This is a genomic window from Secundilactobacillus similis DSM 23365 = JCM 2765 (assembly GCF_001311075.1).
Lineage (GTDB): Bacteria > Bacillota > Bacilli > Lactobacillales > Lactobacillaceae > Secundilactobacillus > Secundilactobacillus similis.
This window is the reverse complement of the sequence record NZ_BBAD01000078.1, coordinates 1-14915: the sequence shown is the minus strand read 5'-3', so window position 1 is coordinate 14915 and position 14915 is coordinate 1. Positions and strand designations below refer to the sequence as shown.

Here is a 14915-nt window from a genome sequence, read left to right as displayed (position 1 = left end):
GGCCGGCCCCACAGCAGGAACCTAGTCGCCTACCGGAATCGACAGTTCAAGCCAATCACCGTACTTCACAAACTAAACCGCATTATGCTTATGCTGGACACAAACGACAGTAAAAAACGTGGATCATCGCTAAGCAATGATCCACGTCGTCATTAAACACCCTTAATCTCAAACCCAAACGTAATATCCCGGTGCGATGGAATATGATACTGTTCTTCAACATCCGCGCCCCAGCTATCGATGCCACCGACACCGCGAACGGCACCGTACAGGGTCAAAACCGTGCGCCGGAGTGGTGGTAATTCTTCAATGTGAGTGGCGTTTTCAAGTTCTTCAGCCGTGTATGGCAGACAACTAAACGCAAGTTGCTGCTTTGGTAATGCACTGAACGTTAGCTGAAAATCATCGTGTGACGGATCCGCGTTATTTAACGTCTGGTTGCGTGTCACCGTAACCCAGTCAGTGGCCATGTGCATCCCGCACTCTTGAGGGACCAGATACTTCGTCACTGGCAAGCCATCAACGTGGTACTTGCCGGGAATTCCGCCGGCCATTCGATCAGGATAGGTTTCACCTGACAAGCCTGGTAGTCAAATCCAGTGGCTGGCGTTGGCATGATGAAGCGGAGGCCAAAGGCTGGCAGTTCCGGCAAACTGGTCATGCCGTAGTAGTGGGCCTGAACCTTGATTGCACCGGTACCATCGACTTGATAATCAACGTTGACCGTTGTTGCTGGCACCGTCGTTGTCTCGTAAGTAAACCGAATCGTTACATGGTCCGCAAATTCGTGATCGGTGTACTGGTTATTCACCGGCGAAATTGGTAATTCGATTGGCAAATCGTCCACTTTGATGGCGACTTTAATGCATTTTAAAAAGACATCCGTTGCTAACCATTGCGCTGCCTGTTCCGAAAAATGATTGCCACGGTCGTTGTCAGTGGTTGCCCGCCAAAAAGTTGGCTTCGGTACGCGGTACAACCATTCCTTACCGTGTTGAACTAACGACTCCAAACCGCCGCGTTCGTAACTAAAAATGTAGTTAAAATCGGTACCCCGGAGTCCCAGAGTTGCGTCACCGTAGATAATCTGTAACGCCTTAGTTGATGTGCTTGGCATAGTAGTATTTCACCTCCTGAAGAGCTGGCTTGGGTGTCCGGTCCGCAAACATGAGGCCGTCACCAGAAAATTCATAGTCGGAATGCCGGTCGTCAAAGTCGCCGCCGTAACGGAGAACGAGTTGACCAGTGACTTCATCCTTGACTGAAATTGCTTGGTCGATAAAGTCCCAGATAAAGCCGCCTTGGTACATCGGGTATTTATCGATCAAGTCATTATACGATTTCATGCCACCCAACGAGTTGCCCATATCATGCATGTACTCACACTCAATAAACGGCTTCTTCGGATTATTTTCCAGATAAGCCGCAACATCAGCGGGTGCCGCATACATCATACTTTCCACGTCCGAAATCTGATCTTCGTAAGCTCGGTTGCGGCAGACTCCTTCATAGTGGGTCAAACGGGTATCATCGTGTTCCTTGTAGAAGGCGTTCATCGCCGCGATGTTATCGCCAGCGTATGATTCATTTCCTAACGACCAGAAGAGGATCGCCGTATGATTTTTAAACGTTTCATAGTTGCTTCGCGCACGGTCCAACACAACTTCGCGCCATTCGGGTAACGAGCCTGGGACGTTGTAAGATGGTTCAACCGCCCCCATTTTCTGCCAGCTACCGTGAGATTCTAGGTTATTTTCAGCCATCATGTAGATGCCAGCCTGATCACAGAGGTAGTACCAGTCGATTTGATCTGGATAGTGACACGTCCGGACTGCGTTAATGTTATTTTCTTTAAAGGTTTTTAAATCCGCGACCATATCCGCATGACTGATACAACGGCCGGTTTTCGCGTTCCACTCGTGCCGGTTGACACCGTTGATCACTAACCGGTGACCGTTAAGCAGCATTACCTTATCCTTAAGTTCAAAGCGGCGGAACCCAAAGTCGTATGGCACAAGTTCAATTGTCGTGCCATCTACTTGGGCCAGTTCGATTCGCAAATGATACAGATACGGATCAACGTGGTCCCATAAGTGCACGTTTTCAACTGAGACATTGTCAAAGTGTAAGTGTTCCGCAGCGGGTTTCGTTAACGTCAACACGGCGTTATCCTCATGATCGGCGACGGTCACTTTAACCACCGCATCCACGTCAGCTTCCGTCTTGGAAAGCGTCAAGGCTAAGTTAAAATCACCCGTTTTCAAATCGCCCAAAACGTTAGGCCGCAACGTCATATCTTCCACGTGAACGTCTGGTTTGGCCAATAGCCGTACTGACCGGAAAATACCAGAGAACCGGAAGAAATCTTGATCTTCAATAAAGGCAGCGGTACTGCGCTTAAAGACTTCCACCGCCAATAAGTTTTCACCGTCAGTTAAGTATGGCGTCAGGTCAAATTCAGACTGGGAAAAGCTATCCTCGGCGTAACCAACAAATTGGCCGTTTAACCATAGGTACATCGCTTGTTCAACGCCGTCAAATTGAATGACTACCCGCTTACCCTGAAGTTCTGGGTTCAACTTAAACGTTGTGACGTAGGCGCCAACCGTGTTATCCGCGCCGTTACTGAACATGCCTGTCCCTTGATCTTTCGAATCAAGGGCATGGGCTGGCCGCCGGTAGATCTTACCCTCCCACGGATAGACCGTGTTGATGTAGTGGATCTGCCCGTAATTCTCAAGTTCAATGTGTCCCGGAACGGTGATCGTGTCGAACTGACTACGATCATAATCCGGATCAGCAAACCCAACGGGCCGTTCCGCTGGCGTTTGCGCAAATTTAAACTGCCACTGACCATCCAATGATTGAACCAACTGACTCGCTTGCGCTGTCAGCTCTGCATCAGTTTGGTAAAATCGGTGGTCACTGTGTGCTGGTAATTGATTGACCCGAAACACTTGTGGGTCATCAAGCCAGCCGATTTCTGGTGTCATCTCATTTAACCTCCTTGAGGCCTCAATCAGTGTGTTAGTCCACTTTTCAAAGTGTTTCACCTTCTAGCAGCGACTATATCACTACTTAATTGAGTGCTTACCTCTAAAAACATATTATAAAGCGCTTACAAGTACATCATAAAGGTTTTTACTCGCAGAATACAGACCTATTTTCAAGTTTCTTAGTGTGATTTCCATTAGAAAATATTCATTTCAAAATGAATAGTGAATAAATAACCCGTCAACACCACCCATTTTGTCCGATTAACGTGTTATTTCATGCATCTGATTAATTTTTATTTAAAAAAGTTCTTAACATTTTCTCATTTTGTGTTAATCTAGTTATAAAGTTAGTTGGTTTTATTCTTGTTGTGTTAGGGAGGATTGTTTTATGAAATTAAATCGAATGCTCACCGTGACCCTTGGGGCTGCTAGCATTGCGTTACTGTTAGGGGCTTGTGGTTCCAAGAGCAGTTCAAGCAGCAGTAAACAGGTGGTCACGATGCCCGCAGATGCGCAGTTAAGTACCATGGACCTGTCAAAATCAACCGCGGTCGCCACGTTCAATACGTTGAACAACACGAACGAAGGATTGTACCGTTTAGGAAAGGACAGTAAGGCCGAACCCGGAATGGCAACCAAGGAAACCGTTTCTAAAGATGGATTGACCTACACCTTCAATATCCGCAAGAACACTAAGTGGAGTAACGGCGATGCATTGACTGCCGCTGACTTCGTTTATTCTTGGAAGCGGACTGTCAATCCTAAGACCGGTTCTCAATATGGTTACCTCTTCAGTGGCATCAAGAACGCCGATGCCATCATGAATAATAAGATGGCCGCCAGCAAATTAGGGATTAAAGCGCTGGGTAAATACAAACTGCAAATTACCCTTGAAAAGCAAATTCCTTACTTCAAACTGTTACTTGGCTTCCCCGTATTTTACCCGCAAGACCAAAAAGTGGTTGAAAAATGGGGCAGTCAATATGGTACACGCAGCAACCGCCTCGTTTACAACGGACCGTTTAAGTTAGCCGGCTGGAACGGGACTGGTAACACCTGGAAGTTAGTTAAGAACAACAACTACTGGGATAAGAAGAGCGTGAAGTTAAACGGCGTTGACTACCAAGTGGTTAAAGACAAGCAAACCGGTCTCAACCAATACAATCAAAAGAAGTTAACCGCGGTTAACCTTTCTGGCCAACAAGCAAGAATCTCAAGAGTAACTCCGACTACATCGAACGGATGGAGAGTTCATGTTACTACCTCTCCCTCAACCAAAAGATGAAACTTTTCAAGAATAAGAAGATTCGTCAAGCCTTCTCAATGGCCGTTAACCGGAACACACTGGTCAATAAGGTCTTAAACGATGGCTCAATCAACACCGGGAGCTTCGTTTCAAAAGGTTTGGCTGTTAACCCTAAGACTGGCAAAGACTTCACCGCCGACGCAACGATGCCAGCCACAGTTAAATATAACCCAACCAAAGCTAAGCAACTTTGGAAGGAAGGCCTGCAAGAACTTGGCATGAGTGGCAAGACAATCAAATTGACCCTGTTAGCTGGTGATGACGATTCGACTAAGCAAGTTACCCAATACCTGCAAAGCAACTTGCAGAAAAACTTACCTGGTTTGAAGATCACTAACAACAACTTGCCATCCGCTAACGTTTTGGCAAAGCAGTCGTCACACTCGTTCCAAATCACCTTATCTGACTGGTTCGCTGACTTCTCAGACCCAATCACCTTCTTGAACATTTTGACTACGGGTAACTCAAGTAACCAATCACAGTGGTCAAACAAAGAATACGATAAGTTGATCAAGGCGTCATCAACGACGGATGCAAGCAACCCTGAAGCACGTTGGAACGACATGGTCAAAGCCCAAAACGTCTTGTTAGACGATGCTGGGATTGCCCCACTGTATCAATCATCCGCACCTTGGTTGATGAACAGTAAACTGAAGGACTTGGTTTACAACACAGCTGGTGCGAACTACAACTTTAAGACGGCCTACTTCAAGTAACCGTTCTGACCTACCTCGTTAACTAGTTATTCTAGTGCTAATAACGCTATAACTGAACACTTACCAATATTAGTTCTATTATTATAGTAGAAACTCGTTCAAATTAACGCTACAAGTCGCTAGAAAGGAGGTGACCGTTTCCTCCTAGTAACATTGATTAATAACACGTTGCACCCTCTCAGTACCGGCTGAGGGGGTGTTTTTTGTAGAGTGCGGAGAAAAACGGTTTGAAAGTGGAGCGTAAGCGCCGACCGACAGAAAGTCGTGGGCTTTCGACTTTATGTGGGTTGCGCTTACGTGCAGCTTTCAGTTTTTCGGAGCATGTTTAGGCTAGGTAATAGTCTTGAAATCAACCAAAATCTTTCATTACCTTTACGTTCAATCAACTCAAAAATACATCCCCCGAAATCATCAGTTCCACCCAAGTCGCCATCATTCTCCCCCAACAACCACTTTTCTTCACACACCAAAATTGTTCCACACCAGATATAGTGTCCTCCGCATGTTTCACACATCTAAATCTTGTGAACCGAAACACATCCTTTCTCATTCCAAATTTCTACCGTATAATAGACCACATTGTGTTTTTAAGGAGGACGACTTGGTGAGTTATCTATGGCCATTAATTTTAACGATCATTGCTAACGCCGCCTATCAATTATCTGCTCGGGGAATTTCATCTCGTGTGGATCCCCTCTTTTCACTTTGTATTACATATGGCGTGGCGCTACTAGGTGCATTGATCATGTACCTGCTCAGCAAGCACCACTCGCTTCAAACTAACCTACATATGCTTAACTGGGCCTCGGTCACAATGGGCCTAGCCATCACCTTTGTGGAGCTTGGCTACTTATTAACTTACCGCGCAGGTGCCCCCGTGGGGTCAACTGCCATTACGGTCAATGCAGCGATTACGTTGCTTTTAATTCCAATTGGCTTGATTTTCTTCCACGAAGGATTTAGCCTTCGTAACGGCCTTGGATTTATCCTCGCTGTGATTAGCCTGTACTTGCTTAACAGCTAACAGCGGCCAAAATTTGGCCAATGCTGACAGGCTAAAAAGTCAACCATTTCTTGCCAAATGACCGAATAAAAAAATTTTAAATCACGAAAAACCATGCTACGCTGGCGTTGAAATCGGTTATCAAAACGACTGTCCAAATACTATATGTTGATATTTTCTCCGAGTGACGATACTATATATTGTATTGAAACACAAAACGAGGAGGACATCGGCATGCAAGTTACATCATCCAAATTAATTACGCTATCATCAGAATTTATCGAACAAGTGAAAGACGAAATCACTCCTCACTGGGGTGAACTCGGTTGGGTTACTTACAAACGTACATACGCCCGCTGGATCGACGAAGAAAACCGTCACGAAAACTGGGACGAAACCGTTAAACGAGTGATCGAAGGTAACATCAACTTAGATCCCCGCTTACACGAAGATCACATTGATCCTGAAGTTGTCACCGAACTTGAAGACGAAGCGCAAAAACTGTTTAAGTTAGTTTACAGTTTGTCTGCAACGCCATCTGGTCGGAACCTTTGGATCTCTGGTTCAAAGTACCAAGATCGTAACGGTGACGCCCTGAACAACTGTTGGTTTATTGCTGTGCGCCCACAACCATACGGTGACAGCCATATCATGCCCGACTACTTGGATCAAGACCAAGTGGCCGTTTCAATGCCCTTCTCATTCATGTTTGACCAATTAATGAAGGGTGGCGGCGTCGGCTTCTCCGTTGTTCAAGACAACGTTAAGCAGATCCCAATGGTTGACGACAACGTTAACTTGACGATCTTAATCGACGAAAAGAGCGACTCATACACGGATTCAATCGCTTTAGGTGCCACTGACAAGCAACAATGGTTAGCTGAACACTCACTTGACGAAGGTCGCTACTACAAGCTTCCTGACACCCGTGAAGGCTGGATCTTAGCCAATGCGAACTTAGTTGATATGCATTTTAACAGCACGAACCCCGATCACGAATCAAACTTGATCCTTGATATGAGCGACATCCGGCCAAAGGGTGCCAAGATCAAGGGCTTCGGTGGGACTGCTTCAGGTCCAATGCCATTGATTGAAATGTTATTTGATACCAACAAATTACTTGATGCTCGGGTTGGACAAAAGTTAACTTCTGTTGACTGCACTGACTTAGGTAACTTGATCGGTAAGACGGTCGTTGCTGGGAACGTGCGTCGTTCTGCTGAACTTGCTTTAGGTTCTAGCGATGATGACGCCTTCATCACCATGAAACAAGACCAAGACAAGCTTTACCACCACCGTTGGGCTTCTAACAACAGTGTCGCTGTCGACACGAAGAAGTCAGACTACACCGCTGTTGCTGATTCAATCATGCACAATGGCGAACCCGGGATCGTTAACTTGGAATTATCCAAGCACTTCGGCCGTTTAGTTGACGGTCGTCAAGAAAACATTGACGGCGCTGTTGAAGGCACGAACCCTTGTGGCGAAATTTCACTTGATAACGGTGAACCATGTAACCTCTTTGAAGTCTTCCCATCCGTTGCAACGAACAAGGCTTTGACCTTGAAGACGCTTTTGGTTTAGGGACGCGTTACACGAAGCGGGTCACTTTCAGCAACTACGACTGGGAAGTTTCTCGTAACGTCATCAAAAAGAACCACCGGATTGGAATCTCAATGTCTGGGATTCAAGACTGGATCTTAAAGGAATTTGGCAACCGCGTTGTGCTCGGCTTCAAGGACGGCATCGACCCTGAAACGCACGAAGCCATCAAGGAACCTGTTTACGACGAACGCGTTGTGGCTAAGTTTGATAACATCTACCACGCCATCGTTGACGCTGATAACGCCTACTCAGCTACTTTGGGTTGCGCACCTTCAGTTAAGCACACGACCGTTAAGCCTTCAGGGACCGTTGCTAAATTAGCTGGTGTTTCCGAAGGGATGCACTTCCACTATGCTGGTTACCTTATCCAACGGATCCGGTTCCAAGACACTGACCCATTGTTGCCAGCATTGCAACTTTGTGGCTACAAGATGGAACCTGACGTTTACACGAAGAACACGGTCTGCGTTGAATTCCCAGTTCGCGCTGCTCACGCTGATAGCGATCAATTCGCCTCAGCTGGTAACGTTTCAATTGCGGAACAATTCGCAACCCAAGCCTTCTTACAAAAATACTGGTCAGACAACGCCGTTAGTTGCACGATTACCTTCCAACCAGAAGAAGGCGACCAAATCGCTGACCTGATGAAGCAATACCGGTTCAGCATCAAGTCTACTTCCCTGTTACCATACAGCGGTAGCGACTTCAAGCAAGCGCCTAAGGAACCAATCACCAAGGACGTTTACGAAGCACGCCGTGGCCAAATCACAAACGACGTCCACGCCGTTTACGATTCAATGGCAACAATGGATCAAAAGGACCTCGACTTGATCGACCAATCAGATTGCATTGGCGGTGCTTGCCCAGTTCGGTAGAGAGTGTGGAACAAAGCGTTTAGAGACTGGAGCATAAGCGGCTCTCGCCAGAATCCTCAGGCTTTGAGGATTGTGGTGAGAGCCGCTTATGTGCAAGTCTCTGCTTTGTGGAACACGTTTAGACTCGAGGACAGTAACGAACAGAGTGTGAAACAAGGCGTTTAGAGAGCGGAGCGTAAGTTACTTTCGCCAGAAACCCCGGTTTTTGGGGTTTGTGGTGAAAGTGGCTTACGTGCAGCTCTCTGCCTTGTGGAACACGTTTAGGCTCGAGGACAGCAACGTACTACTCCTTAAACTAAACATCAAAAAAAGTCACCAACAAAACAAGCGGCAACCTCCCACCCGAGGTTGCCGCTTGTTTTGATTGTCCACTCATTTCTCCCACCTACCGCTTAAACCGCCTAAACAACAACCCAACCCCCACCAATCCCAAAAGCGCCGGCCATAGTTGCACCACCGCTGTCTGCTTTTAGTCTCAGGTTGAACGGAAACCGCCTTTGGCGTCTCCGTCTCAGGAATCTGCAATAACGGTTGTTTGACCGCTGTCATCATGGCATCACGATCTAAACGCTGAACTAGGGCTTGTTCTGACGTTTGTCCGTTCGTCTGAAACGGCCGTTGCCAAATTAAACTCCCCACTATCACCAACAGGACGCCACCAACAATTACTTGCCACTTGTTCATCATCGTGTTCGCCTCCCTATCCGTTGTCGTTCGACTATCGTTAACTTTAGTTTAGCGAAGAGGTGTGATGATTTTATAACTAAAATTGGATTTTTTCGGTATTTTTGAGTCGTGATTCCGGTCCAAAGCCGTAGCCGAAACCGCTCTGAATAAGTTATAATGGTATCATTCCACTCATTGAAGAAGGCGCGCACTATGTTGAAGCAGTATCAATCTCTTCCCCACGGCATTCGTAATCGAATTAAGGTTATTGCGGTACTGACCGTAATTCTCTTGATTGGAATTGGCTTAACCCACCACTCACTTTCAGCCCATTCAGCCGAACAGGCTAGTCAATCCATTTCACCGGCAGCACGAGCGCGTAACGTTCGGCAGGAACAAAAGCAAACTCGGTTGCGCCTGCAACGGTATTTAAACCAAGTCACCGCTGATAAAACTGCTAGCGTTTACTTTTATAATTTAGGCGCCAAATCCGGCAGTCCGGCTGCCAAAAGCAGTTCTGCCGACTTCTACAAAGCCGGTAGCCTCCACGCCAGCGTCAACGCCCACACACCCGAAATTTCAGCAAGTACATATAAACTCTTCATGGCCGCCTTCGTTTTCCACGAAGAAAAGCTTGGTAATTTCACTTGGAATGCCAGCAACGTTGACGGCTTTCACCGCATGATTGTTAACAGTGATAATGATTTTTCCGAAGACTATCTAGATTCTTGGGGATTGCCAACCCTGAATCAATTTATTGCCCAACAAGGCTGGTACAACCCGACCTTTATTGCCGGGCAAAATTCCCAAACAACAGCGGCTAGCCTTGCTGGCGCATTATACGACCTCCAAACTGGCCGAGGTGCATTTAGTAACGCTAAAGACCGAAAACTACTCTTAACCCTCATGCATCAACAACTCTATCGCACGGGGATTCCGACTGGGGTTCAAAATGCCAAGTCTGGCACTCAAGTTCGCGATAAGGTGGGCTTCTACGCCGACACCAATAACGATGCCGGTATCGTCACCCTGCCGAATGGCCAGCAATACATTCTGGTCGTCATGACTCACGGACATCAGCAAAGTGGGTTTAGTGGCTTTTCCCGCATTGCAACGATTGCGGAACACGTTCAGCGATTAGTTTATGGGTCAAGCACAACCAAGCGCATTAATGCGTTATATCGGTAGTTTTTGCCAACTAAAAATAGCCATCAGGTAATCGAAAGTGATTGCCCGGTGGCTATTTTGACTTTAATGTTGAATTGGGGGTTGTTGTCCTCGGACGTATTCCGCATGTTGCGCGTTACTGTCCTCGAAACTAAACGTGTTCCGAGAGGCAGGGACTTGCACCTAAGGGACTTCCACCACAATTCCCAAAAACCGGGATTCTGGCGGAAGTCCCTTAGGCTCCAGTCCCTAAACACCTCTCTACACACTCTCTAATCTTGAGCACCCCGCCCTAAATATGCAGAAATCATCCAGATATACTTATCAATCAACGTATGGCATTCAATCAACAGATCTTGCGTCGAGAAGTCCTTTTCTTCATCCGTAATTTCGATGCCCTTTTGATACTGGTCGCTCAGATACTTAAATTGCGTGTCTAAACGTTCCATATACTGTTTCAGGCTGTATTGGTCCCAGGTCACCTTTTCATCCGGCAGACCCGTATTTTCGATAAATTCATGCGTGGTCGAGAGCGGTGCACCACCGATGGCAATTAAACGTTCTGCGATTTCATCTAATTGGTTGGCTAGTGCGTCATTGTAATCATCCATTAACGGATGGAGTTTAAAGAACTGCGACCCACGCATGTACCAGTGGATCTGCTGAATGTTGACTTGTAGCTGACTTAAATCGGCAATTAACTGATTGAGTTGTGCTTTCGTCTTCTTATATTGAGCCATTCCCTTTACCTCCAGTATTGACTGACAGTGACTAACAATTCGTTACTTTATAATTATACCAAACTACAAGACATTTCTGGTGTATTTTGCTCAGTCGTTTACTGCCAACTAAACTTGCGCCACTACCAAATTCCCATTAAAATGGGAAACATACATATTTGAACCACAATCGAAAGGACTTACATATCATGATGATTATCGGTGCAGTTGCTAACGGTCTTGCCGTTGGTATCGGCGGGCTAATTGGCCTGCTTTTTAAGCGCGGCATTCCAGAACGCATGAAACTACTGGTGATGCAGGCGCTCGGTGTTACTGTTTTATACGTCGGTATCTCGGGGTCGTTAAAGGGCCACAATACCGTTTACGTTGTGCTCTCCCTCGTCTTCGGTGCCATTTTAGGGGAACTCGTTGACTTTGATCGCCAGTTTACTCGACTGGGGGCATGGCTCGAGCGCACATTGAACATGGGGAGTGACGCCCGGATTGCCGACGGTTTCGTCACCGCCACCCTCTTCGTTTGCGTTGGTGCGATGGGGATTGTCGGTTCACTTCAAAGCGGGATGTCTGGTAATAACAGTGTTTTATTTACCAAATCCATGATTGACGGCATTTTCGTCCTTGTGCTGGGGTCCACCATGGGCATTGGCGTCTGCTTTGCGGCCGTTCCGGTGTTTGGTTACGAAGCGATTTTGACGCTATTGGCCAACACAGTGGCTGGCGTCTTTACCCAAACCGTAATTGATGAAATGACCTGTGTGGGCTCGTTGCTCATCTTGATGATTGGGCTAAACATGCTGAAGCTGACTCAGATTAAGGTGGCTAATTTGATTTTGGCGCCGTTTTTTCCGATTTTGTTTTATGCGATTTTTAGTTGAGCTTCATGGATGCACACCATACGGCACTATCTCTTGGTTGAGATGGTGCCGTTTTTTTGTATTGGTATTTCTAAACAAAAAACAATTGGCGAACGTGCTTTGCGATTACGTTTGTTTCGGCTTGGGGGTAACTGTTACTTCTTGGGGTTCTTGGCCTTTGTTATGCTTGGCCACTTGGTTTCTTTCTGGCTACCACGCCGAAACGCGATAAAAGAAGCAAAAGGTTGCATATAAGGCGCCCCAAGCAAAACTACCATAACCCGGTAGTTTCGCTTGGCGCCTTATACTCCACCTTTTAAGCGCTTCTTTTATCGCTCTACAACTCCAAAAACTTCCCCGTCGCCTTCATATTCTCCACGAACTTCCCAACGGTTTCATGCCGATTCCAATCCCGTTGCAATTCACACGCTAATTGTGCGTACGAGGTTAGCCTTGCACCGGCCTGTTCTACTCAGCGGAGCGCTGCTTCATGGGCATCCACACTGGTGCCGCCCACCGCATCCACCACTGGGTATACGTTGTAGCCCTCACTCAGTGCATCCAGCGCTGGGAAAGTTAAGCAGGCTTCCGTCCACAGTGCCGTCATAATGATGTTTTTACGGCCTAACTGTTTAACGACTTGATTAAATTCCTGATCCTCCCACGCATTGATCGTCGTTCGATCCAACGATGGCGTGTCCCCTAACACCGCTTTTAATTCCGGAATCGTGTCCTTGTTACGACCGGTCCCCACATTCACGGTAGATAGCACGATTGGCACGTTAAAATCACGCATTAACTTCGTGGTTGCAATAATATTTTGAATCAATAAATGCCGGTCCATCGACCGATTGACGTAATCTGAGTGGGTTGGTAATCAATAATCACAAATACGCTATTTTCTGGCGCCAATAAAATATCCTGCTGTGGATCACGCGGTGCAAAGCTTGTCATGGTTAATCAGTCCTTTCCAATGTGTAGGTTTAGTATACCCGGCAGTTGCCGAAAATGAAAGCGCTTAGATTTATCATACATTAAAATGTATAAAATTAGGGTTATTAATGGAAGCATAACCAATCATTCGATTATGTTATCGTTTTCATGAAAAAAATTACCAGATTTGCTTTCTTTAGTGAAAATATTTTTCATTTTTACTTGAATGTTTCATTGCTTTTACTTACAATGCTTTTGTTAGCTTTTTTTACAACTGCATAACTGTATCTAAAAGCGTAAGAGAAATGAGGAGAGATTTTGCAATTTATCGTTTTGGCATTAGGGATTGCCATTCTGTTATTCCTAATCATTCGTGTTAAATTAAACACGTTCGTTGCCTTGATCACCACGGCCGTTTTAGTTGCCTTGGGATTAGGGATGAATCCATATAATATCGCCGATACCATTACCAAAGGGATCGGGAATTCAATGGGTGAACTGGCCATTGTCTTCGGGTTCGGGGCCATGATTGGTCGTCTGGTTTCAGAAGCTGGTGGTTCTTACCGGATCTCCCAAACCCTAATTGGCTTCTTTGGTAAGAAACGGCTTCAACTCGCCATTGTGGTCGCATCCTTTATCATCGGGATGTCCATGTTCTTCGAAGTTGGGTTAGTGCTGTTAACCCCAATCGTTTTCTCGATTGCCCTCGAAGCCGGCGTACCGTTCCTATACCTTGGCTTACCAATGGTTGCCGCACTGTCGACGACCCAGGCCTTTTTGCCACCACAACCAGCACCAACGGCTGTTGCAACGGCCTTGAGTGCTAACATTGGTCAAGTTCTGCTTTACGGGATCATCGTGGCTATTCCAACCGTGATCGTGGCTGGTCCATTGTTCACGAAGTTGGCACAACGCTACGCCCCAGAAGCATTTGGCTATAAAAAAGAACTGCCAGCCTTTGGTGAAATCAAGCAGTTCAACCTTGAAGATACGCCAAAGTTCGGGATTTCAATTTTAACTTCCCTCTTCCCAGTAATTTTCATGGGTGCTGCTACGATTTACCAACTGGTGGTGACTGGCGCGAATGCCAGCGCAGCCAAACACGGATTTAACGCCTATATGTCAATGATTGGGAGTCCCGTCGTTGCCATGCTGGTTTCCCTGCTGTTTGCCATCTGGTCAATGGGGATTCACCAAAAGCGCAGTATGAAACAAATTGGTGATGCGTTGACTGAATCAATCAAGTCAATCGCCATGCTGTTGATGATCATCAGTGGTGGTTCTGCCTTTAAACAAGTGCTGTTAGACGGTGGGGTCGGTGACGCCATTCAACACTTGGTTGCTGGCGTGAACCTCTCACCACTAATTCTCGCTTGGTTGATCGCCGTTGTGTTGCGGATTGCCCTTGGTTCAGCTGCTGTCGCAAGTATGACTGCTGCTGGTTTGGTGACACCATTAATGGTTGCCACCCACGCCGATCCAGCCATGTTAGTCCTCGCCATCGGTGCTGGTTCCGTTGCTGCATCACACGTTAACGATGCCGGGTTCTGGATGTTCCAGGAGTACTTCGACTTAACGGTCAAGCAAACCTTGGCCATCTGGACGGTGCTGGAAACGGTCCTTTCCGTGGTCGGGTTGATCTGCGTTCTGATTTTAAATGCAATTGTAAACTAGATTGATTCTATTAAAACGTCCTTCGCAGTTGTGGAGGGCGTTTTTGTATACTATCGTTTGTGTCCGCATAAGTGTTGGGTGCAATTTAGGTGTCGGCTGTTTGTCGTCGCTTCGCTCGCCAAAGCCGCATAAAAGCTGGCGCTCTCAGGCTACAAAATTCGGCGCCACTTAAACTGTTATTTCCAGGGTTCCTGACATTGCAGGAACTTATCAACCACGCGCTTTTTGGCCACCGCGCCGAATGGTGCTGCGCGAGACTGAGAGCTGCATGCAAGGTAACATCGGTAAACCCGCCAGGCCCGGGCGCTTCCCGATGTTACCTTGCACACTGCTCTCAACCCGTCTCGCTCCGCCACACTATCGCTGGACACAAGCATAAG

General features: G+C 46.7%; 7 protein-coding genes and 4 pseudogenes. 6 read left to right on the top strand and 5 right to left on the bottom strand.

The window, feature by feature from the left end:
* Positions 1–152 precede the first annotated feature (152 nt).
* Positions 153–1117 (bottom strand): annotated as a pseudogene (locus JCM2765_RS13520) (beta-galactosidase small subunit).
* Positions 1098–2993: a glycoside hydrolase family 2 TIM barrel-domain containing protein gene (locus JCM2765_RS13515; RefSeq protein ID WP_054737185.1), complete on the bottom strand. Its 1896-nt coding sequence runs from the start codon at positions 2991–2993 to the stop codon at positions 1098–1100. Before JCM2765_RS13515 ends, JCM2765_RS13520 begins: the two are co-directional and overlap by 20 nt.
* A 391-nt stretch (positions 2994–3384) precedes the next feature.
* On the opposite strand from JCM2765_RS13515, the pseudogene JCM2765_RS13510 reads away from it, so the two are divergent.
* The 3 genes and pseudogenes from JCM2765_RS13510 to nrdJ all read left to right on the top strand — a co-directional run bounded on the left by JCM2765_RS13510 (position 3385) and on the right by nrdJ (position 8501).
* Positions 3385–5018: pseudogene (locus JCM2765_RS13510) on the top strand (peptide ABC transporter substrate-binding protein).
* Positions 5019–5622: 604 nt separating this feature from the next.
* Positions 5623–6042 (top strand): DMT family transporter, encoded by a 420-nt coding sequence (locus JCM2765_RS13505; RefSeq protein WP_054737184.1) that lies wholly within the window; start codon positions 5623–5625, stop codon positions 6040–6042.
* Between the two features lie 213 nt (positions 6043–6255).
* Positions 6256–8501: pseudogene (nrdJ, locus tag JCM2765_RS13500) on the top strand (ribonucleoside-triphosphate reductase, adenosylcobalamin-dependent).
* Between the two features lie 372 nt (positions 8502–8873).
* Here nrdJ and JCM2765_RS13495 read toward each other — a convergent pair.
* Positions 8874–9188, bottom strand: a complete 315-nt coding sequence (locus tag JCM2765_RS13495) for a hypothetical protein (RefSeq protein WP_054737183.1) — start codon at positions 9186–9188, stop codon at positions 8874–8876.
* Positions 9189–9380: 192 nt separating this feature from the next.
* Here JCM2765_RS13495 and JCM2765_RS13490 point away from each other — a divergent pair, with 192 nt between their 5' ends.
* Positions 9381–10355, top strand: a complete 975-nt coding sequence (locus tag JCM2765_RS13490) for a serine hydrolase (RefSeq protein ID WP_054737182.1) — start codon at positions 9381–9383, stop codon at positions 10353–10355.
* A 251-nt stretch (positions 10356–10606) separates the two neighbouring features.
* Here the strand turns inward: JCM2765_RS13490 and JCM2765_RS13485 are convergent, their stop codons facing one another.
* Positions 10607–11074 carry a Dps family protein gene (locus JCM2765_RS13485; RefSeq protein ID WP_054737181.1) on the bottom strand — a complete coding sequence of 156 codons (468 nt, stop codon included), beginning with the start codon at positions 11072–11074 and terminating at the stop codon, positions 10607–10609.
* Positions 11075–11262: 188 nt separating this feature from the next.
* Between JCM2765_RS13485 and JCM2765_RS13480 the strand changes: the two genes are divergently transcribed.
* Positions 11263–11949: a DUF554 domain-containing protein gene (locus JCM2765_RS13480; RefSeq protein WP_054737180.1), complete on the top strand. Its 687-nt coding sequence runs from the start codon at positions 11263–11265 to the stop codon at positions 11947–11949.
* A 316-nt stretch (positions 11950–12265) separates the two neighbouring features.
* On the opposite strand, the pseudogene JCM2765_RS13475 reads toward JCM2765_RS13480, so the two are convergent.
* A pseudogene (locus JCM2765_RS13475) lies at positions 12266–12882 on the bottom strand (hydrolase).
* Between the two features lie 294 nt (positions 12883–13176).
* On the opposite strand from JCM2765_RS13475, the gene JCM2765_RS13470 reads away from it, so the two are divergent.
* Positions 13177–14535, top strand: a complete 1359-nt coding sequence (locus tag JCM2765_RS13470) for a gluconate:H+ symporter (RefSeq protein WP_054737179.1) — start codon at positions 13177–13179, stop codon at positions 14533–14535.
* Positions 14536–14915: the final 380 nt, after the last annotated feature.